Origin of the sequence: Paraburkholderia dipogonis, assembly GCF_042680985.1 — a bacterium.
Classification (GTDB): Bacteria; Pseudomonadota; Gammaproteobacteria; order Burkholderiales; family Burkholderiaceae; genus Paraburkholderia; species Paraburkholderia phytofirmans.
In genome coordinates, this window is record NZ_JBHUFR010000006.1 from 693,408 (window position 1) to 714,217 (window position 20,810).

Consider the following 20,810-nt stretch of genomic DNA (forward strand, 5'->3'; position numbering starts at 1 on the left):
TTGTCGGGTAATTGCCGCTCGCTGTGTCGCGGCCTGGCTTTATATATCGCGTTGATTCCTATGCTACGTGACGTAGGCCGCACGTGTGTTGTCGCGGCGTTGGAACACATGCGGCTATTCGCAGGTTAATGAGGAAATCGGGCACGTGTCGCGGTTTTGCGTCATCGATAAACAGAATGGATGATATTGCGCGCACCTCTAGTGCTTCATATTGTGCTTTCCGATCCTACAATGACCACTACTCACGTAGTGAACAGTGGTGAGGTGCAAATGAAAGGCAAGCAAACGCAGGCGGTGACAGCGCATAGCTGCAATCTCGTGAGGCGTTCAGGCATAGCACTCGCTCTACGCAACCAGAACGGATATCGCGCGAACCTCATGTGCATTGAAATCCGCTCGCGCGTTGCGACGGTGTGGGAAACGCGGCCATGAACGATCTTGAACGCATTGCATTCGTCGGCTTCGGCGAGGCCGGCGGAATACTAGGTTCGGCGCTGGCCGCAAAAGGCGTGCAAGTGTCGATGTTCGACCTGCGGCGCGACGCGCTGCGTGAGAAGGCGCAGGCCGCGGGCGTTCGTGTCGGCGATACGCTGGCGATTGCCATCGGGGACGCGCAGATTATCGTCTCCGCAGTGACCGCGCAAGCCGACCTCGAAGTCGCGCAAGCGGTCGCGAGCTGCATCGAGCCGGAGCAGATCTATCTCGACATCAACTCGGTTTCGCCCACCACCAAGCAGCACGCGCAAGCTTTCATCGAGCGCGCCGGCGCGTGTTATGTGGAGGCCGCCGTCATGGCGCCGGTGCCGCCTTATGGTCTCGCGGTGCCGATGCTGCTAGGCGGCGCCGAGGCCGCGCGCGTGGCGGCTTTGCTCACGCCGTTGGGCCTCGATGTGCGCGCGGTGTCGGAAAAGGTCGGCGTGGCGTCGGCCGCCAAGATGTGCCGCAGCGTGATGATCAAAGGCATCGAGGCGTTGACCGTGGAGTGCCTGCGCGCCGCACGGCACTATGACGCCGAGTCGATCGTGCTCGCCTCGCTGACCGAAACGTTCACGAAGATGCGTGCCGACGCCGACGTGCCCGGCTATCTGATCAGCCGCGTCGCGGAACATGGCCGGCGGCGCGCGGCGGAAATGCGCGAAGTCTCGCAGACGCTGGAAGAAGCCGGCATCACGCCGTTCATGAGCGAGGCGTGCGCGCGCCTGCAGGACAACATCGTGGATGCGATGCAGGAAGGTGGTATCGACTACGGCTCGTTAGGATTGTTAGCCGCGCCATTCGACTGGCGCGCTTTCTTCGACGCTCTACTGGATTAAGCATTCAGACAATCGCACGCGTCCACCGAGGCTAACTCGCGGCGATGCTGACCGTGCGCGTCACATCGACCACCGAGAGGCGAATCGCATCGATCAACGCGCGCGCGGCAGGCGAGGGCGTGCCCGTCGCGCGCACGGTCAGGCCGATCTCGCGCCGGGTGTTGTGCAACCGCACGTCGAGCACCACCAGTTGCCCGGATTGCACCTCATGATGCAATTGCTGCGCCGATAGCGCTGCCGCCATGTCGGTGCCGAACAGAAGACCGCGAATCACCGCAAGGTCCGCGGTTTCGACTGTGGGCATGGGCGGCTTCACTTTCATGCGCTTGAACTGCGCTTCGAACAGCGCGCGCGCCGGCGCATGGCTGCGCGGCACGATCCACCGCGCGTCGCGCAGATCCATGATGGTCAGGTTGCGCGCCTGCGCAAGCGGATGATCGCGGCGCACCAGCACCACCATATCTTCCGACATCAGGCGCTCGTTCTTCAGGCCGCTGCTGGCGTCGTTGTCGCGCAGCGCGCCGAGAATGAAATCGATGTCGCCCGCGCGCAGACCCGCGACGAGCGCTTCGTAACTGCTTTCGTCGGTGACGACCCGCACGCCCGGATTTTCCGATGTCATGCGCGCGATCGCTTTGGGCAGAATCAGCGTGCGGCTGAGCGGCAGCGCGCCGACCGTCACCGAGCCCTGGATTTTGCCGTGCAATGCGGCGATATCGTCGGGCACGTGGCGTAGTTCGTTTAGCGCGCGGCGCACGTGCAGCAGAAACGTTTCGCCCTCGGTGGTGAGCAGAATGCCACGCGGGCTTCGGTGAAAAAGACTCAGGCCCGAGCCGCTTTCCAGCACGCGAATTGCGGTGCTCACGGCGGGTTGGCTAATGCCGAAGGTCTTCGCGGCGCTCGGCATGTGCCGGTGCCGCGCCAGCGCCACGAACAGTTGCAGCCGCCGCGTGTTGAGCAGATAGGCCGGCAATGCGCCTTCCGCGGCGGGCCGGCGGCGTGCCTGCCGCGCGCCGCACCAATGCGCGAGCTCTTCCAGTTCCGCGAAAATCCTTTCGCAGCGCTGCAGCACGGCGCGGCCCACGGGTGTCGGCAGCATGCCCGACGGGCCGCGGTCGAAGAGCGGCTCGCCGAGCGCGGACTCCAACTCCTGCACGGAACGCGTGACCGCCGATTGCGCGCGAAACAGCGCGGCGGCGGCGCGTGTCGCGCTGCCCATATCGGCGACGAGCCGAAACGCGCGCAACTGCGCGAGGTTGAGCAACTCCTTGCTGCCCGAGGTCGACGGCGTCCTGGCTGAAGCCGGGTTCCCGACGGAGGACGTCGCGGCGCTCGTCATGCCGCGCCCGCGATCAGATGCAGCGTGGGCAGCGACAGGTTCAGGCTTTCCTTCGAGATGTGCGTGTGTTCCTTCATCAAGGCCTCCACGCGCGCGCCTTCGCCTTTCCTCAGCGCGTCCGCGATCGCATGATGCTGGCGATGCGCGTAGATCAGCATCATGAACTGGCGCTCCCTGGCGGATTCGTCGAAGGCGACCGTGGCGGGCGAGACGAACGGGATCTTGTCGTTCAGGCTCAAGGCCGCGCTCACGGCCGTGTTTTGCGCGGCCTCGATAATGAGCGCATGAAAACGCCCGTTCATGGCGGCGTAGCGCACGTCGTCGCCCGGGTTCAGACGCCCCTTGGCGAAGATCTCGTCGCCTTCGCGCAAGCACTCATCGAGCGAGGCGGCCAGCGCCGGGCCCACGCCGCTCTCCGCGACTGAGCGCGCGGCGAGTCCTTCGAGCACGCCGCGTACGTCGATGCCGTTCAGCACATCCTTCACGCTGAAACGGCGCACGACATAACCACGGCCGCCGGAACGGTCCAGCAGCCCCTCTGATGACAGCACGCTCAGCGCATAGCGCAGCGGCGTGCGCGATACGCCGAGCCATTGCGCGAGCTGCGCTTCGACGAGCCGCTGGCCGGGCGACAGTTCGCCCGCCAGAATCTTCTCGCGCAGGGTCTGGACAATCGCCTGTTGGGTGGTCTCGTTCATTGCTGTCGACTCGTTGGACGCCGTCAAGTATAGCCATGCAAACGGCGCTTCACCACGCTTCTCGCGAGGCTTGCGACTTCGTTTCGGGGTCATCTGTTTTGTTTATTGCGAGTAGCGGAGCGGAGACTTGGCCTAGGACCGTCGGCACACACTCGGGATACCGATGAGGCCACGCGCCGCGCGGGTTGCAGCGCCGCCTTGAACGCTCAAAACCCGCAATTCAAGCCACGGCGAGCGATATTTCCCGGCTCGTCTCAGGTTTACCCGTACTTTCTAGAAACCCGCACGATTCTTATCTTCGGATCCCAAGGCGGTTGTCACGGGCTCTTCTCCGTTGACGACGGCTTATCCGATCGACGAGCGGTTCCTGCGCGGCACGAAGCGTCTTGCGAGACTTCGCGCGCTGATGTCCGTACGGCATTCCTGATGTGACACGCGTTTCAAGGAGAGAGACATGAGTGGCAATTTCAGTGTGAGTGGAGCGGAACTCGGCGGCAGGTCGGCCGCGTCGCAATCGGCGTGGCCGAGTCGCGCGGCGATGATTCGCGCGGGCGTGACCGGTGGCTTGATCGGCGCGGTGGTCATCTGGATTTATGAGGCGCTCGTGTGGGTGGGTGCGCAACACATCATGCCGCTCGCGGGCATTCCGCGTAACGCGACCGGCCTCGTATTCGGCAAGGAGATGCAGGCATCGCTCGGGATCTGGGCGTACCTGGTGGGCACCGCGATTCACTTTGTCTTCGCTAGCGCGTGGGGCGTGCTGTTCGCGGCCATCTGGCCGTACTTCAGCCGACGCGGCTATGAAGCGACGCTGGTGGCGTTGTTCTACGCGGTGCTGGCATGGATCGCCATGCATGTGGCGATCATGATCGCTTCCGACAACCATCCGAACTATTACGACCCGGCGGTGATCATCGGCGGATTCATGTCGCACATCTTCTTTACCGTGCCGTTGGCCTTGACGGTGAAACGGCGGCTGCAACAGGCCACGCAATAGCCAGGACGCCGGCAAAAAAAGTATTTCAACAAACGACGTAGCAATTGGAGATCTGGAGCATGAAAAAAAGTATCAGACGTGTCGACGCCGTGCTGTTCGGCGCGGCGATTGCAGCCGCCGTGCCGGCTTTTGCTCAAAGCAGCGTGACCTTGTACGGTATTGTCGACAACGGCCTGTCGTACACCAACAATCAGTCGACGCTCGGCACGACCAAGGGCGGCAAATCGGATGTCAAGATGACGCCTGGCGTATGGGCCGGCAGCCGCTTCGGCCTGAAGGGCGGTGAGGATCTGGGCGGCGGCACGAAGGCGATCTTCCAGCTCGAGTCCGGTTTCAATTCGGCGACGGGCGGCCAGCAATACACCAACGCGATGTTCGGCCGACAGGCATGGGTCGGTGTGACGAATCCGGCGTACGGTACCTTCACGGCGGGCCGGCAGTACGCGTCGTATTACCAGCTGCTCTCACCATACAGCCCGACCACCTGGATCACCGGCTACTACGGCGCGCACCCGGGCGATATCGACGGCCTCGACACGATCTACCGCGCGAACAACACGCTGGAGTACACGTCGCCGAAATTCTATGGTTTGACGGCGAGCGGCTCGTATTCGCTGGGCGGCGTGGCGGGCAGCACGAACCGTGGTTCGACATGGTCGACGGCGGTGCAGTATGCAATGGGTCCGGTGGGCCTCGCGGTCGGCTTCTCGCGGATCAACAACTCGACGTTGGGCGGCGGAGCGTGGGGCGCGGATTCGACCACCACCAACGGCGGCTCGCAGATCGGCGTCTCCGCGCTGACGAACGGCTATCAGACCGCGCAGGCACAGCAGCGGTTTGCGGTTGGCGGCGGCTACACGTTCAATAGCGCCTGGGACGTCACGGCCACGTACTCGAACGTGCAGTACATTCCGGGCACGGGCTCCAAGTTTCATGATACGGAGATCTGGAACACCGGTGGTCTGGTGCTGCACTGGAAGCCGGCGATTGCCTGGGACTTCGGCGCGGGCTACAGCTACACGCGTGCGACGCGCGCGAACGGCATCGACGACAACGCGCAATATCACCAGTTCAATCTGTCCCAGTACTACTCGTTGTCCAAGCGCACCGGTCTGTATGCGCTGGAGGCGTATCAGAAGGCGAAGGGCAAGACGCTGGGCACCAATGGCGCGGGGCAGATCATCGACGCCACGGCGACGCTCGGCGATGGTTATAACTCGACGCCGTCTTCGTCAGGCAGTCAGGTGGCGGTGGGGGTGGGGATTATTCACCGGTTCTGATTTAGAGTGTCGTGATGACATGGGCCGGGTTGCGGCTGACGCACCCGGCCATTTTATTGGCGCGTGCGGTTCCTCGCCGCGCCGCTTCTATTACATCCCAGGTAATTGCCGCCCCTCACCCCCACGCCTAATCTTCGGTTGTCGCGCGGTTCACCCCGAACCCGTTCACTATCGAGGACACATCATGTCGACGTTTCAGGTTCACACCATCGAATCCGCACCGGAACAATCCAAACCGGTATTGCAGCAACTGCAAGAGACCTTCGGCTTCATCCCCAACATCGCGGGCGCCATGGCCGAATCGCCCGTGCTGATCGGTGCGTTCATCAATCTGTTTCAGAAAGTCCATTCGGGCACGTTTACGGAAGCGCAGATCCAGACGCTGTTGCTGACCAACGCCGTCACCAATGCATGCACGTGGGCGGTCGCATTTCACACGGCATTGGCGTTGAACGAGGGACTCACGCCTGCCGATGTCGAAGCGCTTCGCGCAGGCCGCGCGCCTGCGGACCGCCAGCATGCCGCGCTTTCCACGTTGACGAAAACCGCGATCCTGGAGCGCGGCCATCTCGACGAGCGCGACGTAAGCGCATTTCTCGAAGCCGGTTTCCGTCGCGATCAGGTACTCGAAGTGCTCGCGGTGGCGGCGGCCTCGACGATCACGAACTACGTGGGCAGCATCACGCAACCGCCGTTGGAAGCGCAGTTTCAGGTCCACGCCTGGACGGCTTGATTCTCGTAAGGGACGGCGAGCTCAGCGCCAGCGAGTATGCTGACCGACGAGGTTCGGCCGAGCTGTGCTCGCCGAACCCGTTATCTGTATCGTCTTGCGGACAGGAACACACGATGAATGCTGCGAACCCACTCAAAAAAACGCCCCCGAACGATCTCGGCGTCTTGATGCGCCACTGGCGGGATGTGCGCGGCATCAGCCAACTGGACCTGTCGTTCAATGCTGGCGTGTCGCAGCGTCATATCAGCTTCATCGAAAGCGGACGCAGCGTGCCGAGCCGCCAGATGCTGATGGATATCGCGCAGGCACTCGACATCCCTCTGCGCGAACGTAATACGCTGCTGCTGGCCGCGGGCTACGCGCCGATGTATGCCGACGCCGCCTGGAATGCGCAAGAAATGCAAAGCGTCACGAATGCGCTCGGACGCATGCTGCGTCAGCATGAACCGTTTCCGGCACTGGTCATGGACCGCTACTGGAACGTGCTGATGACCAACGAGGCGGCGCCGCGTTTTTTCGATTGCTTCATCGACATGGCGGCGCGCAAGGGGCCGCGCAACATGCTGCATCTGATGTTCGACCCGGACGGTATGCGCCCATTCGTGAGCGACTGGCAGAGCGTGGCGGACAGTCTGATTCAGCGGGTCTACCGCGAGTCGGTGGGGCGGGTGATCGATGATCGTACGCGCGAGTTGCTCGATGCGTTGCGCGCCTACCCGGATGTGGAAACGAACATGCAGCCGGGGCATTCCGAATTGGCGGCCGGGGCCGCGTCGGCGGCGGCCATGCCGGTGATCCCGATCGGCTTCGTCAAAAACGGCTACGTCATGAAGTATTTCTCGATGGTCGCGACCGTAGGCACGCCGCAGACGATCGCGGCGCAGGAGTTACGCCTCGAATGCATGTTCCCCGCCGACGACGAAACCGAAGCCCGTCATCTGGAGATGCTCGACGCGGCGCCGCAGTCGCAGCGCTAGATCGATTGGCAAGCGGCGCCGCGTTGAAGCTTTAAAACTTATGCCGCACACCGATGCTGACAATCGCCTGCGACTGCGCCGCGGACGAGTGGCCATTACCCTTGTCGCTAACCGATGCGGTAGCGGCGAGCGGACTGCCGAGCGCATCCAGCGTGCCGCCCGACGCGTGCTGGTAACCACCCATCAGATAGACAGTCGAACGCCTGGACAGCGCATATTGCGCGCCGAGCGTCACGTTGTGATATTGAGCGCGCTCAGCCACGCCATCCACTTCGCCGCCACGCGTGTAGCTGTAGCCCGCAAACAATTGCACGGCGGGACGGATCGTCCATTGTCCGAACACGCCCGCGATATTGAACGTGGCGTGTCCCTTGAACAGCGAGTCCGCGCCGGAGCGATACTGCACGTTGCTGTAATTCACGCCGACGATCGCCGGCCCGAAGTCGTACGTCGCGCCCGTCGCGATGATCTGTTGCGATTGCGCGCTCGCGTAGCCTTCGTTGATGGATGAATTGAACAGGCCGTCGTCCGTGCCGTTCCACTTGCCGTAAGTCGCGTCCAGCGTGCCGGTCTTGCTGTTGTCGGAGCGTTCGTAGCCGACGCCCACATGCAACGGGCCGTTGCCGTAGGCGGCGCCCACGCTCCACGTGTTCTGCTGCTTCAGGCTGCCGGGCTGGCCGCCGAAACCGTACAGGGCGCCGAACGTGAAGCCCGCATAGTTCGCGCTCGTGTACTTGATGGAGTTGTTGACGCGCGCGGTCTGATCCAGATCGTCGATATCGCCCGGGTGTGCGCCGTAACCGCCGACCATTGCCACCGGCACGACAGGCGAAACGAAGTCGTTCAGCGAGGTGTACTGGCGGCCCAGCGTGATCGTGCCGTACTGCTTGCTGCCGACGCCCACGTACGCCTGGCGGCCGAACAGCCCGCCGTTCTGGCCGGTCTTGCCGTTCGTGATATCGAAGCCGTCCTCGAGCTGGAACAATGCATTCCAGCCGCCGCCCAAGTCCTCCTGACCCTTGATGCCCCAGCGGCTGCCGGAGAGGTTGCCGCTCGTCACTGCGAGGTTCGAGTGGCCGCTATAGTTTCCGGTGGTGCCGGTGCGCTCGTTGCTGCGGTATGAAATACCCGCATCCACGATGCCGTACAACACGACGGAACTCTGCGCGGACGCAATGCCGGCGAACGACATCAACAGGGGGGCGGCAATCCATTGCTTTTTCATCGTATTCATAGCCTGGTTGGAACTTCTATCTCAAGTCGCCTGAATGGCGCTTTCTCTTTTTTTGCGCGCGCACCGATGCCCGCTCCTGAGCAACGGAGCGGACTATGTGAAGCAGGGGAAGGGTGTGCGCAGCGGCGCTTGCCATGCTTGTGACGCGTCCCTTGAGTGGGACGCGTCACGCGAGGCCGCGTGCGATCAGTGGGTCAGCGCTGCGCCCGGCGGCATGTCGGGCGCGTGCACCGTGACCGTCTTGCGGACTTTGGCGACGTCCGTCGCGCTGACTGTCGAGCCGGTGTTGCCCCAACTGTTGCGCACGAAGTTGGTCACTTCCGCGACTTCCTGATCGTTCAGGCGCCAGCCGAAGGCCGGCATCGTGAACGAGGAGGGCGCGGTCTTCGTGCCTTCGAGCGTGCTGCCGGTGAGCAGCACGTGAATCAGCGAGGTGGCGTCCTTGCCCTGCACGACCGGATTGCCGCCGAGTGCCGGAAACACGCGGTTGTAGCCGCGACCGTCGCTGCGGTGGCAGGCGGTGCAGTTGTCGCGATAGACGGCCGCGCCCGGCGCGGTGGCGTTGCCCATGCGCAGGGCGCGCGCGGCGGTGTCGTCGTACGCGTATGGCGTTTCCTGCGGATCGGTCGACGGCAGCGTCTTCAGATAGCGCGCGATCGCGGTGAGATCGGCGTCGTTCATGTGCTGCATGCTGTGCTGCACGACGTCCGTCATGCCGCCGAAGGCCGCGCTGTGCTGCGTGCGTCCGGTCTTCAGGAATTGCACGAGATCGGCTTCGCTCCACGCACCGATGCCGGTGCGCGGATTGCCGCGCAGGCTCGACGGAATCCAGCCGTCGATCGTCGCGCCGCCCGCGAGAAACGCCGGGCCGTCGAGGTCGCTTAGCGCGCGTTCCTGCATCGTCGCCGCGCGCGGCGTGTGGCACGCGCCGCAATGGCCGAGTCCTTGCGCGAGGTAGGCGCCGCGCGCGATCACCGGATCGGCGTAACGTTTCGCGTCGAACGAAACCGGCTCGGGCGTGAACAGGTGACGCCAGATGCCGAGCGGCCAGCGCATCGACAGCGGCCAGACGATGTCGACCGGTCTGTTCTTCTGGCTCACCGGCGCGACGCCTTGCGTGAAGTACGCGTACAGCGCGTGCATGTCGTCTTCGCTCAGGCGTGCATACGATGGGAACGGCATGGCCGGATACAGCGTGTCGCCGTTCGGCTTCACGCCGGCGCGCACCGCGCGATCGAACTGCGCGAAGGTCCACGAGCCGATGCCGGTGTTGCGGTCCGGCGTGATATTGGTCGAGTAGATCGCGCCGATCGGCGTGTCGAATTTCGGACCGCCGGCGAAAGGCTTGCCTGCGGGCGCGGAATGACACGCGATGCAATCGCCGGCCCGCGCGAGATACTCGCCGTGCGCGATCAGCGCTGCGTCGTTTTGACTTGGTGGCGCTGCCGCGTGTGCGGCAAGCGTGGTCATGCCCAGCACGGCCGCCGCGCCCACGCGTTTCATCGCCTGCGCGAGGCGTTGGATATCGATCTTCTTCGTCATACGCTCACCAGCGGCCCGGGGTTCTTCAGATACTGCGTGCGGATCGCCCTCGCCGACCAGTAAGCCAGCGCCGCGACGAGTCCGGTCGGGTTATAGCCGATGCCTTGCGGAAACGCCGAGGCGCCCATCACGAATACGTTGTGCACGTCCCAGCTTTGCAGATAGCGGTTCAGCACGCTCGTTTTCGGATCGGTGCCCATCACCGCGCCGCCCACCAGGTGCGTGGTCTGATAGCGGCGCGAGTCGAAGTGCGCGCCGAATTCGCGCGTATAGACATTGATCGACTTGGGGCCCATCTGCTGCGCGATCTTCTGCATCTGGCCGGTCACGTAGCGCGCCATCTTGATGTCGTTGTCCTTCCAGTCGAAGGTCATGCGCAGCAGCGGCTGGCCGTATGAATCGCGATAGGTCGGATCGAGGTCGAGGAACACGTCGCGGTACGACATGTTGCTGCCGTGCGCGTCCATCGAAATGGTGTGGGCGTAGTGGTCTTTCACCGATTTCTTCCAGTCGGCGCCCCAGTTCGGCGTGCCGGCTGGCGTGGCGATACCGCTGATCGGCTTGGCGCCCGCCTGGTTCACCCACAACGGCGATCCGCCGACGAAACCCAGCGGGCCGTGATCGAAGTTGTCGGCATTGAAGTCGTCGACCGCGACGCCGTTGCCGCCCGCGCCGATGAACGGATTGGTGAACGTGTCCTTGTCGAAGAACGCGGTGATGGTCGAGAGGTTCTGGTACGCGAAATTGCGGCCCACCACGCCTTCGCCGGAGATCGGGTCATACGGCTTGCCGATACCCGATAGCAGAAGCAGATGGACGTTGTGATACTGGAACGCCGCGACGATCACCAGATCGGCCGGCTGAAACACTTCGTTGCCAGCCGGATCGACATACGTCACGCCCTTGGCGCGCTTTTTCGTGTCGTCGAGTTCGACGCGCAGCACGTGGCAGCGCGAACGCAACTCGAAGTCCGACGACTGTTTCAGCGCGGGCAGAATGTTCAGATTCGGCGACGCCTTCGAATACATGTAGCACGCGTAACCGCTGCAGAATCCGCAGAAATTGCACGGGCCCATCTGCACGCCATACGGGTTGGTGTACGGCCCCGACGTATTCGCCGATGGCAAGCGGTACGGATTCAGCCCGAGTTCGCGCGCGGCCTTGCCGAAGCGCTCCGCCGAATACGTGTTCAGTTGCGCGGCGAGCGGAAAATTGTCGCTGCGCGGCGCTTCGTAAATGTTGCCGTCGCCCACTATCTTGCCGTTGACTTTGTACGCCTGGCCCGAGGTGCCGAACACTTTCTCGGCGAAATCGAAATGTGGTTCGAGTTCGTCGTAGCTGACGCCGTAATCCTGAATCGTCATGCCTTCGGGAATGAAGCGCTTGCCGTAGCGTTCCTCATAGTGGCTCTTCAGACGCAGTTCTTCCGGCGTGATGCGAAAGTGCACGCCCGACCAGTGCAGGCCCGCGCCGCCGACGCCTTCGCCCGGCAGAAACGCGGCCAACTGGCGATACGGCAGAGCGGTATCGTTCGGCGCATGACGGATCGATACGGTGGTCTTCGAGAGATCGAGAAAGAGCTTCTTGCGGACGTTATAAGTCAGCTCGTCGATCGTGTTCGGATACGCGCCGTCCGGATAGGTGTCGCGATACTCGCCGCGTTCGAGCGCGACCACTTTGAGACCGGCTTCGGTGAGTTCCTTCGCGAGAATCGCACCGGTCCAGCCGAAGCCGACGATCACCGCGTCGACGTGCGGTTTGGTTTGAGTAGACATCAGGTGCGCTTTCCTTCGATCGACACGGGGCCGTACGGATAAGCCGCGCCGTTCTGATTGACGAAGTCCATGAAATCGGCGCGCGCGCCGGGGAAGCCGATCATCTTCCAGCTGCCCATGTCGCGATTGCCGCCGTGGATCGGATCGCAGAAGTAGCCTTCGCGCGTGTTTTGCAGCAGTTGTCCGAAGAACACGCCGGCCGGCACGTTGTCCAGATCGACCTTGCCTTTCTCGAGCGCGCCGAGCACGGTGTCGCGCGTGGCGGGATCGAGGGCGTCGAACGGATGCGCGTAAGTCTTCGTGCAGTACGCGTTGACCGCCGCGATGCCGAGGCGGTACAGATCGCGTGGCACGAGCTTCAACTGGTAGCCGAGTTCGGGCGCGCCCTGCGCGAACGGACCTTGCATGTACCAGAGCGCGCCATGTGCGTACGGCGTATCCATTTGCCGGTCGATGAATTCGGGCACGCCCGCTTCGACGGCGCCGGGGCCTTCACCGTCCGACGGAATCAGACGGTCGACCGCGGCGTGGATGAACGCCCATTCTTTCGCGTCGAAGAAATGCGGTTTGTAGTCCACGCCGGACGCGCGGCCTGCGTTCGCGTTCGCGCTTTCGCTGGAACCCGGCGCGGAGGCCGTCGTGGGTTGCTTGACCTCGCAGCCGGCGAGCGTGCCGGCCGGAACCAGAGCGATAGCCGTACGTAAGAAGCCACGGCGAGAGCTAATAGGGGATGAAGGCATGTTGTTCCAGTCACCAGATTGGAGCGCGCAATTGCGTTGCGGCAGTCATCGGATTGCCGGCGGGATGATAGATGGAACCGGTTCCAAAGTCTTTTAACTTTTTTACAATAGCTTGTTTCGTGGAGTGATGAAATGCCGCGTCTCGGAGAAAAACCCTTTTAAATCAAAGGGGGTTCCGAACCTGAACAGGGCGGCGACGGCTTTTTTTCAAACGCTACTGATGGGGTGCGCCTGTTGCGAGAACGAAACAGGAGCGTGCCGAGGTCATCGAAAGGGTGAAGGCGCGCTGCGTTATCGCGGCATTGATCTGTCCGTGTACGGCGAGCCTGTAAGGACGTGGATGCTGACGTATTTGACGCGACTCAAGCCGCGCACGTTTCCGATGTCGCTAACGGTGGGCTCGTAACGATCGCGAGCGGCACGCCATCAGCGCGGAAAGTAAATCGCCACGAAACCCGGATTCTGATTCGTCGCACCGCTCGCCGGAATGCCCTGTTCGACCAGCACGGTCTGCTGCGCGGCGTTGTGGTAAATCCTCAACCTGATGGTCTGCGGATTCGCGGGCTGGCTGGTATCGACATAGCCGGCATCCGACAATAACGCGGCAGCTTGCGCGGCGGTGAAGCTCTGATTGACTGTCGTGACGGTGGTGGACGGATTACCGTCGAACACGTTATCGGAGAAGCTGCCGTCCGCGTTGACCGTCAAGGTGGACGACGGCGAAGGCGCGCCTTCTGCCTTCGCGCCGCAGTTTTCCCAGCCGTCGAACACGGCGCCGCTCGCGCCGAGCGTCGTCCAGTTCGCGGACGGCGTGGCCGACACACTCCAGGTATTGTCCAGCAGCGCGGCCACGCTCTTGATATTGACGCCAGCGTTGACGCCGCTCACCGTGCCGATACTGTTCGTGGGCGCCGACACACATGCCGTGCCGGCGCCCGTGACGTTGGTAGCCAGATGCGTCGACACGAGCGTGTTGTTGCCGGCCACGAGCAGCGGGGCAGCGACGGGACTCACCAGCATGGCGTTGACGGTCGTCGTCGCCGCGATGAGCGACAGCGAAACGGCGCCGACGCTGCCGAGCGTCATGCTGTTCTGATACGCCGAAGCGTTCGAAGACGGAGCGGGCGGCGCACCGGCACTGCCGCCACTACTGCCACCTCCGCCGCCACCGCCTCCGCATGCGGCAACCAGCGCAGCGGCGGCGAACGCGGCGGCGGTGCATCCTGCTCTGTGCATCATGGCGTTCGCTCCCGGCGCGCGGCCGTTCAAGGTTGCGGCAGCAAGGTCGCGGACACGGCGCTCGCGTTCGCAATGAAGACGTTGGTGGCGTCGTCCTGCAGCAGATAGCCCTGGCTGACCAGCGCGTTCGCCGCGGCCGCGACCGCAGCCTGATACTTCGAGCGGCTGCCGCCGTACAGCGTGGCGAGCGTGGTGCGCGTGTCGGTGCCGCCGGCCTGCGCGGCCGCGCTCACCGCGAACGGAATCGCGGCGCCGTTCGAAATGCAGCCGTCGCCGATCGCATGTCCCGCGCCGCGATAGTTCCAGCCGGTGTAAGTGGCGAGCGGGGCGGCGACGTCGGGCACCAGCACGCCGGACGTTTCGTTGCCGTTGGCATCCACTTTCGGCACGAGAATCGTGTACGCCTGCGCCGTGTTCACCACGGGAACCGCATTGCTATAGTCGGTCACGAACAACTGGTTGTACTCGCCATTAAAGGTCAATTGCAGCGAGGTGGGCGTCGCGGCCGCACCGCTTGGCACCATCACGTTGGTCAGCGACGGGAAACCCACCGTGGTTTGGGTCGGCGCGACCAGCGTGCCGGCGGCTACGGTCGGATACTGCGATGCGGGTGGCGGCGTGCCCTTGCCGACCCAGGCGACAAGCGCCGGAATCAGCGCGCGTTCTACTGGTGTTTCTTCGACCGGCGAGCCCGGCAACTGGCACTGACTGCCCGTGGCCGGAACGGTCATGTTGCCGGTCGTCACGCCACTGCCGCCGCCGTGCTGCGTGCCTGCCACCAGGTAGTAGCGCACGTTCGAAGGCAACTGGATGTCGTTGCCGCGTCCGTCGGTCACGACCAGCGACGCCGCGCCGCCCCACCACTCGAACGCGCCGTCGAGCTGCATGATCTTCGGACAGGTGTTGGTGGCCGTGCATGCCTTCAGGATGCCGTCAGTGGCGCCGCTCACGGGGTCGGTCGTGGTCGCATAAGTGAACGGGAACTGGAAGCCCGGCATGAAGTGATCTTCATGCTGCTTCGACCAGCGGCCGGGCTGCGCGAAGGCGGCATTGGTCCACGTGCGGCGCGCGGCCGAGATGATCGGGAACATGCCGTCGAACACGATCTTGCCGTGCTTGTCGACGTTGAAGCCTTGATACAGGAAGTCCTTCATGAAGCGGCCCGATTGCGAAATTCCTTCGCCGATCGCGATATCGAAGTTCGTGCTGGTCGAGCAGGTCGTGGCCGCGCATCCCGCGTTCTTAAGATCGTTGAGCGGATTGGCGACACCTTGCGCGTCGGCCGCATCGTATCGAAGGAACGACACCAGGTCGCGCAAGGCGGCGAAACCGATGCCGTCGACGGTCGGCGCGGCGGCCTGATAGACGAAGCTGTAAATGGTCCCGGCATCAGGCGCAACCTGCGTGCCGTTCCGGCCCGGCACGGTCGCGGGCGGCGTGAACGTGACGGAGTAGTTGCCTTCGTAGACATTGTTCGGCGTACTGACGTAGCTCCAGGTCGTCACCGGCTGGGACGGCGCGGTATAGGTTTCGAGCCCGCCTGGAATGCTGCCGTACGCGGTGAGCCACGACTGGCGCGCGGTGAATGTGACCGAACTCTTGTCGGACAGATTGGCCGGCGGATAGGTCAACGGAATAGTGGTGGGCGGGCCGCCCGCATAGTCTGGGATGAATTCTTCGCGGCTCAGGCCGGTCATCGGCGTGCCGTCCTTGTTGGTCGCCACCGGAAAGCTGGCGCCGAGCAGGCCGGCGCCGGACGTGGTGCTGTTGCCGGCGAGCGGCACGTCGCCTTGCCAGCCGCTCCACAGGATCGTATAGCCGTTGCGCAGCAGCGACGGGAAGCTGGACGAGGGCGCCGCGCCGGTATCGAGCGCGCCGCCGCCCACGAACGACGCCGCGCCGATCTTGCTGCCGCGATTCACGACGTCGTAGAACAGCACGCGTTTGGCGGCCGACGCGTTTTGCGGGCGCAGGATCACCACGTCGGTCGTATAGGCGACGTAGCCGTCGCTGCCGACCGGCGCGTTCTTCAGGTTCACGATGCCTGCATTGAGCGGGTCGTTCGGATCGAGTTCGCCATGTACGACCGCGCTGATCACCTGGTAGGGGCCCGCCGCGCCGGCCGGCGTGGCGCCGCCGAACGCCGGTGCGCTCGACACGATCTGGAAGCTCTGGATGAAGCCGGCGCCCTTCGCCATGGCGGGCGAGGACGACGACACGCTGTCGTGCCCGCAGCCGCCGAGCAACGCGATTCCGACACCGACTCCTACGGATACAGCTACCGACTGCACCTTCATGGTCAGGCCTCCGAACACGGTCAGGGAAAAGGAGTGCGCGCGTGTGGATGCGACGGACCGTGATCGGGCGAACAGCGTGAACAACACCGAATATGCCCAGATTGGCCTGTCAATATTTTGTAAGGGGTTTATCTTTATATTTATAAGGCTCATCCGTATTTATAATTCGACTGACACCGTTCTCAACTATCGTTTACGCGTACGGTGGCAGGATGCTCGTTGTGGTCAACTCGGTTCCGTATGGAGTCCAAACATGACAAACAAGCTCACGCTCGCAGACCAGCTGCGCGAATCCATCGAGGAAGCCATTGCGACCGGCGACCTGCCGCCGGGCGCGCCGCTCGACGAGGCCGAATTGATCGCGCGCTTCGAGGTGTCCAGAACGCCCGTGCGCGAAGCGCTTCTCCAATTGGCCGCGGCAGGTATGGTGGAGATGCGGCCGCGGCACGGCGCCGTGGTCGCGAAGATCAGCCTGCACAGGCTGATCGAGATGTTCGAGGTGATGGCCGAACTCGAGGCGATGTGCAGCCGCCTTGCCGCGCGGCGTATGAACGCGCAGGAATTGCAGACGCTGCGCGAGGCGCATGTCGCATGTCAGAAAGCGCGTGACGCCGGCAGCCCGGACGAGTATTACCATCTGAACGAGCGCTTTCACTGCCTGATCTATCACGGCAGCCACAACAGTTTTCTGCACGACCAGGCGAAGGCGCTCCATAAACTGCTGCGCCCGTACCGGCGTTTGCAGTTGCGCGTCAAGGGGCGCGTGGCCGCCTCGTTCGATGAACACCAGGCGGTCGTGGATGCGCTCGAAGCGGGCGACGGCGAAGCTGCCGCCGCCGCGCTGAGAGGGCACATTCTGGTTCAGGGCGAACGCTTCGGCGACCTGATTGCCGCGCTTGCACAAGTCAGCGCGCAATAGCGGCGTGGCGCTTGCCTCGTGCGCGACGCGGCGAGTTCTTTTACCTCACAGGTAATCGACGCGCGTCACGCCCGAGCCGACCATGAGCGGCATGCGAGTTTTCGCATCCACTCATGACCAGGAGCCACGCCATGACCGCCTACGCGATTGCCCATCTGCACGACGTCGAACTGGGCGACGACATCGTCGAATACCTCAATTGCATCGACGCCACGCTCGCGCCGTTCGACGGCCATTTCATCGTGCACGGCGCACGTCCCGAGATACTCGAAGGCGAATGGCACGGCGATCTGATCGCGATTGCGTTTCCCGATCTCGCCGCCGCGCGCACCTGGTACCGCTCGGACGCGTATCAGCGCATCCTGCCGCTGCGCACGCGGCATGCGCGTGGGCCGGTGATTCTGATCGACGGCGTGGAGGAGCGGCACAAGGCAACCGATATCCTGAAGTGAAACGCGCCGGCGATGACGCGTCTTACTGTGTTCATTGCGCGTGTAGGCAGCAAAGAGGCTAATCGAAAGCCGGTTGTGGGAATGACAGGTTGGCCTGGAGAAGGGCGTTACACTTGCCCATCTTTTTTTGCCAAGGGTCCCTTCATGCCGATGCCGGGTTCTTCGGGCTCACCGCGTATGAAGCAGCAACAATGGAAAACCTTCTCAAGAAACTCGACCTCACCTCGCTGCGCCTGTTCGTCGCCGTCTGCCAGGAGCGCAATATCGCGCGCGCGGCGGAGCGCGAGTTCATCGCATCGTCCGCGGTAAGCCGGCGTATTGCCGAGATCGAGGCGGTGATCGGTTTGCCGGTGATCCAGCGCCAGTCGCGCGGCATCACCGTGACGCCGGTCGGCGAGACCGTGCTGCGCTACGCGCTGGCGATCATCGGCAATATCGAGCAGATGAGCGCGGAGCTGTCGCGCTTTTCGTCGGGCGCGAAAGGGCGCGTGCGGGTGGTGGCGAATCTGTCTTCGATCGTGCAGTTTTTGCCGGAAGATGTAGCCGCGTTCGGGCGCGCGTTTCCGGAGGTGTCGATCGAACTGGAAGAGGAAAATAGCGCCGACGTGCTGCGGATTGTCGGTGAGCACGCGGCGGACTTCGGCATCTGCAACCCGGTGGCGGGCAGCGAGGCGTTCGAGCAGGTGCCGTATCGGCAGGATCGGCTGGCGGTGCTGGTCCCGGGTGGTCATCGGCTCGCCGGTGCGTTGCGGGTGAACTTCGACGACCTGCTCGATGACAGCTTCGTCGGGTTGCGCAGCGAGAGCGCGCTGACGCAACTGCTCACGCAACAGGCCGCCGGCGCGGGACGGCAGCTCGACGTGAAGATTCGCGTCAGCAGTCTCGACGCGCTTTGCCGGATGGTGCATGCCGGGCTCGGCATCGCGATCGTGCCCGAACAGGTCGGGCTGCTCTATTTAAATGCGCTCGACGTGAGCCTGCTGTCTCTGAGCGATGCGTGGGCGGTGCGCCGGCTCATCATGATCTTCAAGGCGCGCGATCAGTTGAGCGCGAGCGCGGCGGCGCTGGTCGGGTTTCTCGGCAAGGGCGGTTGACGCGAGCCAAGGCGCGCGAATTGGCCGATGCATGTCTGTGCCGGTGGCCGGCTTTAGTATGCCGGCGGTGACGCGCCAACGCCCGGACCACCATGTCCTGCACGATCGCGCCAAGCATCGCCAAACGAGAGGTCTGCGTTGCCGCACCGGCACTTCGGCATTGCCCGCGCGCGCCGTATAGTGGTCGCAAGGAGAATGCATATGAGCGACACGATTCGTCTGGACGGCCGCGTGCTGTACCTGTCCCAGGACCCGGCGGTGATCGAGGCGCAACTCGCCGGCGAGAACTTCACGCGCGCAACAGCCGGACCGCTTCGCGACAACGTCTCCACCGACGAGATCACGCCGGTCACCGTCATGCTCACCTACGACGAGCGTCTCGGCCAGTTTCCGTATGTCGGCTTCAAGGCCGGCGAGCGCATGCCGATCGGCCGCGATGCGGTGAAGAACGGCGGCTTCCAGGTGACGGTGACGGGCAAGCGCTACGGCAAGGGATCGTCGCGCGAATCGAGTCCGTTGGCGGAACTCTCGGCCGGTATCCGGCTGATCGTCGCGGAAAGCTTCGAGCGGATCTACCAGCAGAACTGCGACAACATCGGCATTCTCACCACCACTGACTTTTCCGTGCTCGATCGTTTGAGCGCGGGAGAAGCGGTGCCGATCGACGAATTTCTCAAGGGGCGCGACGCGCTCACGCAGCAGATCATTCGCAGCGGCGGCCTGCTCGCGTACAGCAAGTTCGCCGACTGGCCCGCGCCGCGCTCGGGCGATAGCGCTAGCGCTGATGCTCACGCTGACATGGCGCAGGCCGCGCAGCCGAAGACGCTGGTCGAGAAGATCATCGGGCGCCATCTGCATCCGGCCAGCGTGGGCGCGCAACGCGGCGACGGCGTGTTCATCGCCGCGGATTGGCGCTTCAGCCACGATTACTTCACCGGCATGTGCGCGCATCTGATGCATCGCGCGTTCGGCAAACCGGCGCCGCTGCATGCGCCGGATCACATCATCGCGTTCCAGGATCATCTGGTGCTCGCATCGCAGAGCATTCCGCACGTGCGCGACGGCCTGCTGCCAGGCGTCGCCAATCTGATGGAAGGGCATACGTCGTTCTCGCGCGACTATCCGGTGCGCTCGCACGGCGCGCTCGACGGCATGCCGGGCTCCGAAGGCATCTGTCATGCGTTGATGGCCGAGCAATACGCGTTGCCGGGACAAGTGGCGTGTGGCACCGATTCGCATACGCCGCATTCGGGCGCGCTCGGCTGCCTCGCATTCGGTGCCGGTGCAACGGAAATCGCCAATAGCTGGGTGACGGGCTATGTGCGCTGCAAAGTGCCGGAGACCTTGCGCATCGAAATCAGCGGTCACTTGCGCGACGGCGTGACCGCGAAGGACGTGGTGCTGCATCTGCTGCAAATGGACGCGATCCGCTCGGGTGGCGCGATCGGCCTCGTCTTCGAATACGGCGGTGCGGCCGTGCGCGCGATGTCGATCGACGAACGCGCGACCTTGACCAACATGGTCGCGGAACTGGGCGGTTTCACCGGCATCGTCGAACCGGACGAGCGCACGGTGGCGTTTCTCAAAGAGCGGCGCGGTATCGATTTCACCGTTGAAAACTGGATGGAAAGCGATGCGGGCGCCACCTATCGCGACACGATCACTATCGACGCAAGCGCGATCGAGCCAATGCTCGCGCGTCCCGGCGACCCCGGCAACGGCGTGCCGGCTCCGCAACTGGAACAGGATGTCGCCATCGATATCGCTTATGGCGGCTCATGCACGGCAGGCAAGCGCGAGGACTTCGATTTCTATCACGAGGTGCTGCATTGGGGCGTCGAGCAAGGTCTTAGCGTGCCCGAGGGGACGCGTCTCTACTTGCAGTTCGGCACCATGGCGGTGCGCGCGTATTGCGAGGAGCGCGGCTATTTGCCGGTCTTCGAGCGCGCCGGCGTGACGCTCGTCATGCCGGGCTGCGGGTCGTGCGCGAATTGCGGGCCGGGCCAATCGGCCCGGGCGAACGAAGTGACGATCAGCGCGATCAACCGCAATTTCCCGGGCCGTTCGGGACCGGGCAATGTGTGGCTCGCGAGTCCGTACACGGTAGCGGCGAGCGCGCTGGCCGGAAAAATCACGACCTTCGAACAATTGAAGCGCGCGCGCGGCTAGAATGCTGGCCGG

Annotated in this window: 17 protein-coding genes; 9 read left to right on the top strand and 8 right to left on the bottom strand. The window is 63.7% G+C overall.

Annotation, left to right across the window (positions count from 1 at the left end; all coding sequences use genetic code 11):
- Window positions 1–428 precede the first annotated feature (428 nt).
- Window positions 429–1,313, top strand: coding sequence for a DUF1932 domain-containing protein (locus tag ACFSNN_RS07800; RefSeq protein ID WP_134459247.1), 885 nt, complete (start codon window positions 429–431; stop codon window positions 1,311–1,313).
- Between the two features lie 31 nt (window positions 1,314–1,344).
- On the opposite strand, the gene ACFSNN_RS07805 is transcribed toward ACFSNN_RS07800, so the two are convergent.
- On the bottom strand, window positions 1,345–2,652 hold the full coding sequence (locus tag ACFSNN_RS07805) for a LysR family transcriptional regulator (protein ID WP_134459245.1): 1,308 nt from the start codon (window positions 2,650–2,652) through the stop codon (window positions 1,345–1,347).
- On the bottom strand, window positions 2,649–3,350 hold the full coding sequence (locus ACFSNN_RS07810) for a GntR family transcriptional regulator (RefSeq protein ID WP_134459244.1): 702 nt from the start codon (window positions 3,348–3,350) through the stop codon (window positions 2,649–2,651). Before ACFSNN_RS07810 ends, ACFSNN_RS07805 begins: the two co-directional genes overlap by 4 nt.
- 454 nt (window positions 3,351–3,804) lie before the next feature.
- Between ACFSNN_RS07810 and ACFSNN_RS07815 the strand changes: the two genes are divergently transcribed.
- The 4 genes from ACFSNN_RS07815 (at window position 3,805) to ACFSNN_RS07830 (ending at window position 7,337) form a co-directional block, all read left to right on the top strand.
- Entirely contained in the window at window positions 3,805–4,347 is a 543-nt protein-coding gene (locus ACFSNN_RS07815; RefSeq protein WP_134459243.1) for a hypothetical protein, read from the top strand.
- Window positions 4,348–4,406: 59 nt separating this feature from the next.
- A complete protein-coding gene (locus ACFSNN_RS07820; protein WP_134459242.1) occupies window positions 4,407–5,627 on the top strand; it encodes a porin in 1,221 nt (406 codons plus the stop codon).
- A 184-nt stretch (window positions 5,628–5,811) separates the two neighbouring features.
- A complete protein-coding gene (locus tag ACFSNN_RS07825; protein ID WP_134459241.1) occupies window positions 5,812–6,360 on the top strand; it encodes a carboxymuconolactone decarboxylase family protein in 549 nt (182 codons plus the stop codon).
- A 113-nt stretch (window positions 6,361–6,473) separates the two neighbouring features.
- Entirely contained in the window at window positions 6,474–7,337 is an 864-nt protein-coding gene (locus ACFSNN_RS07830; protein ID WP_134459240.1) for a helix-turn-helix domain-containing protein, read from the top strand.
- A gap of 31 nt (window positions 7,338–7,368) precedes the next feature.
- On the opposite strand, the gene ACFSNN_RS07835 is transcribed toward ACFSNN_RS07830, so the two are convergent.
- The 6 genes from ACFSNN_RS07835 to ACFSNN_RS07860 all read right to left on the bottom strand — a co-directional run bounded on the left by ACFSNN_RS07835 (window position 7,369) and on the right by ACFSNN_RS07860 (window position 16,164).
- A complete protein-coding gene (locus ACFSNN_RS07835; RefSeq protein ID WP_134459239.1) occupies window positions 7,369–8,562 on the bottom strand; it encodes a porin in 1,194 nt (397 codons plus the stop codon).
- A gap of 195 nt (window positions 8,563–8,757) precedes the next feature.
- Window positions 8,758–10,113, bottom strand: a complete 1,356-nt coding sequence (locus tag ACFSNN_RS07840) for a c-type cytochrome (RefSeq protein WP_134459237.1) — start codon at window positions 10,111–10,113, stop codon at window positions 8,758–8,760.
- Window positions 10,110–11,888, bottom strand: coding sequence for a GMC family oxidoreductase (locus tag ACFSNN_RS07845; RefSeq protein WP_134459235.1), 1,779 nt, complete (start codon window positions 11,886–11,888; stop codon window positions 10,110–10,112). Before ACFSNN_RS07845 ends, ACFSNN_RS07840 begins: the two co-directional genes overlap by 4 nt.
- On the bottom strand, window positions 11,888–12,628 hold the full coding sequence (locus ACFSNN_RS07850) for a gluconate 2-dehydrogenase subunit 3 family protein (RefSeq protein WP_134459233.1): 741 nt from the start codon (window positions 12,626–12,628) through the stop codon (window positions 11,888–11,890). Before ACFSNN_RS07850 ends, ACFSNN_RS07845 begins: the two co-directional genes overlap by 1 nt.
- Before the next feature lie 426 nt (window positions 12,629–13,054).
- On the bottom strand, window positions 13,055–13,867 hold the full coding sequence (locus ACFSNN_RS07855) for a hypothetical protein (protein WP_134459231.1): 813 nt from the start codon (window positions 13,865–13,867) through the stop codon (window positions 13,055–13,057).
- Between the two features lie 26 nt (window positions 13,868–13,893).
- A complete protein-coding gene (locus ACFSNN_RS07860) occupies window positions 13,894–16,164 on the bottom strand; it encodes an alpha/beta hydrolase domain-containing protein (protein ID WP_134459229.1) in 2,271 nt (756 codons plus the stop codon).
- Window positions 16,165–16,417: 253 nt separating this feature from the next.
- Between ACFSNN_RS07860 and ACFSNN_RS07865 the strand changes: the two genes are divergently transcribed.
- From ACFSNN_RS07865 to ACFSNN_RS07880, 4 genes are all read left to right on the top strand, one after another.
- Window positions 16,418–17,083 (top strand): GntR family transcriptional regulator, encoded by a 666-nt coding sequence (locus ACFSNN_RS07865; RefSeq protein WP_134459227.1) that lies wholly within the window; start codon window positions 16,418–16,420, stop codon window positions 17,081–17,083.
- A gap of 131 nt (window positions 17,084–17,214) precedes the next feature.
- Window positions 17,215–17,535, top strand: a complete 321-nt coding sequence (locus tag ACFSNN_RS07870; RefSeq protein WP_134459225.1) for a DUF1330 domain-containing protein — start codon at window positions 17,215–17,217, stop codon at window positions 17,533–17,535.
- A 191-nt stretch (window positions 17,536–17,726) separates the two neighbouring features.
- Window positions 17,727–18,629, top strand: coding sequence for a LysR family transcriptional regulator (locus tag ACFSNN_RS07875; protein ID WP_134459223.1), 903 nt, complete (start codon window positions 17,727–17,729; stop codon window positions 18,627–18,629).
- Between the two features lie 201 nt (window positions 18,630–18,830).
- Entirely contained in the window at window positions 18,831–20,798 is a 1,968-nt protein-coding gene (locus ACFSNN_RS07880; protein ID WP_134459221.1) for an aconitase family protein, read from the top strand.
- Window positions 20,799–20,810: the final 12 nt, after the last annotated feature.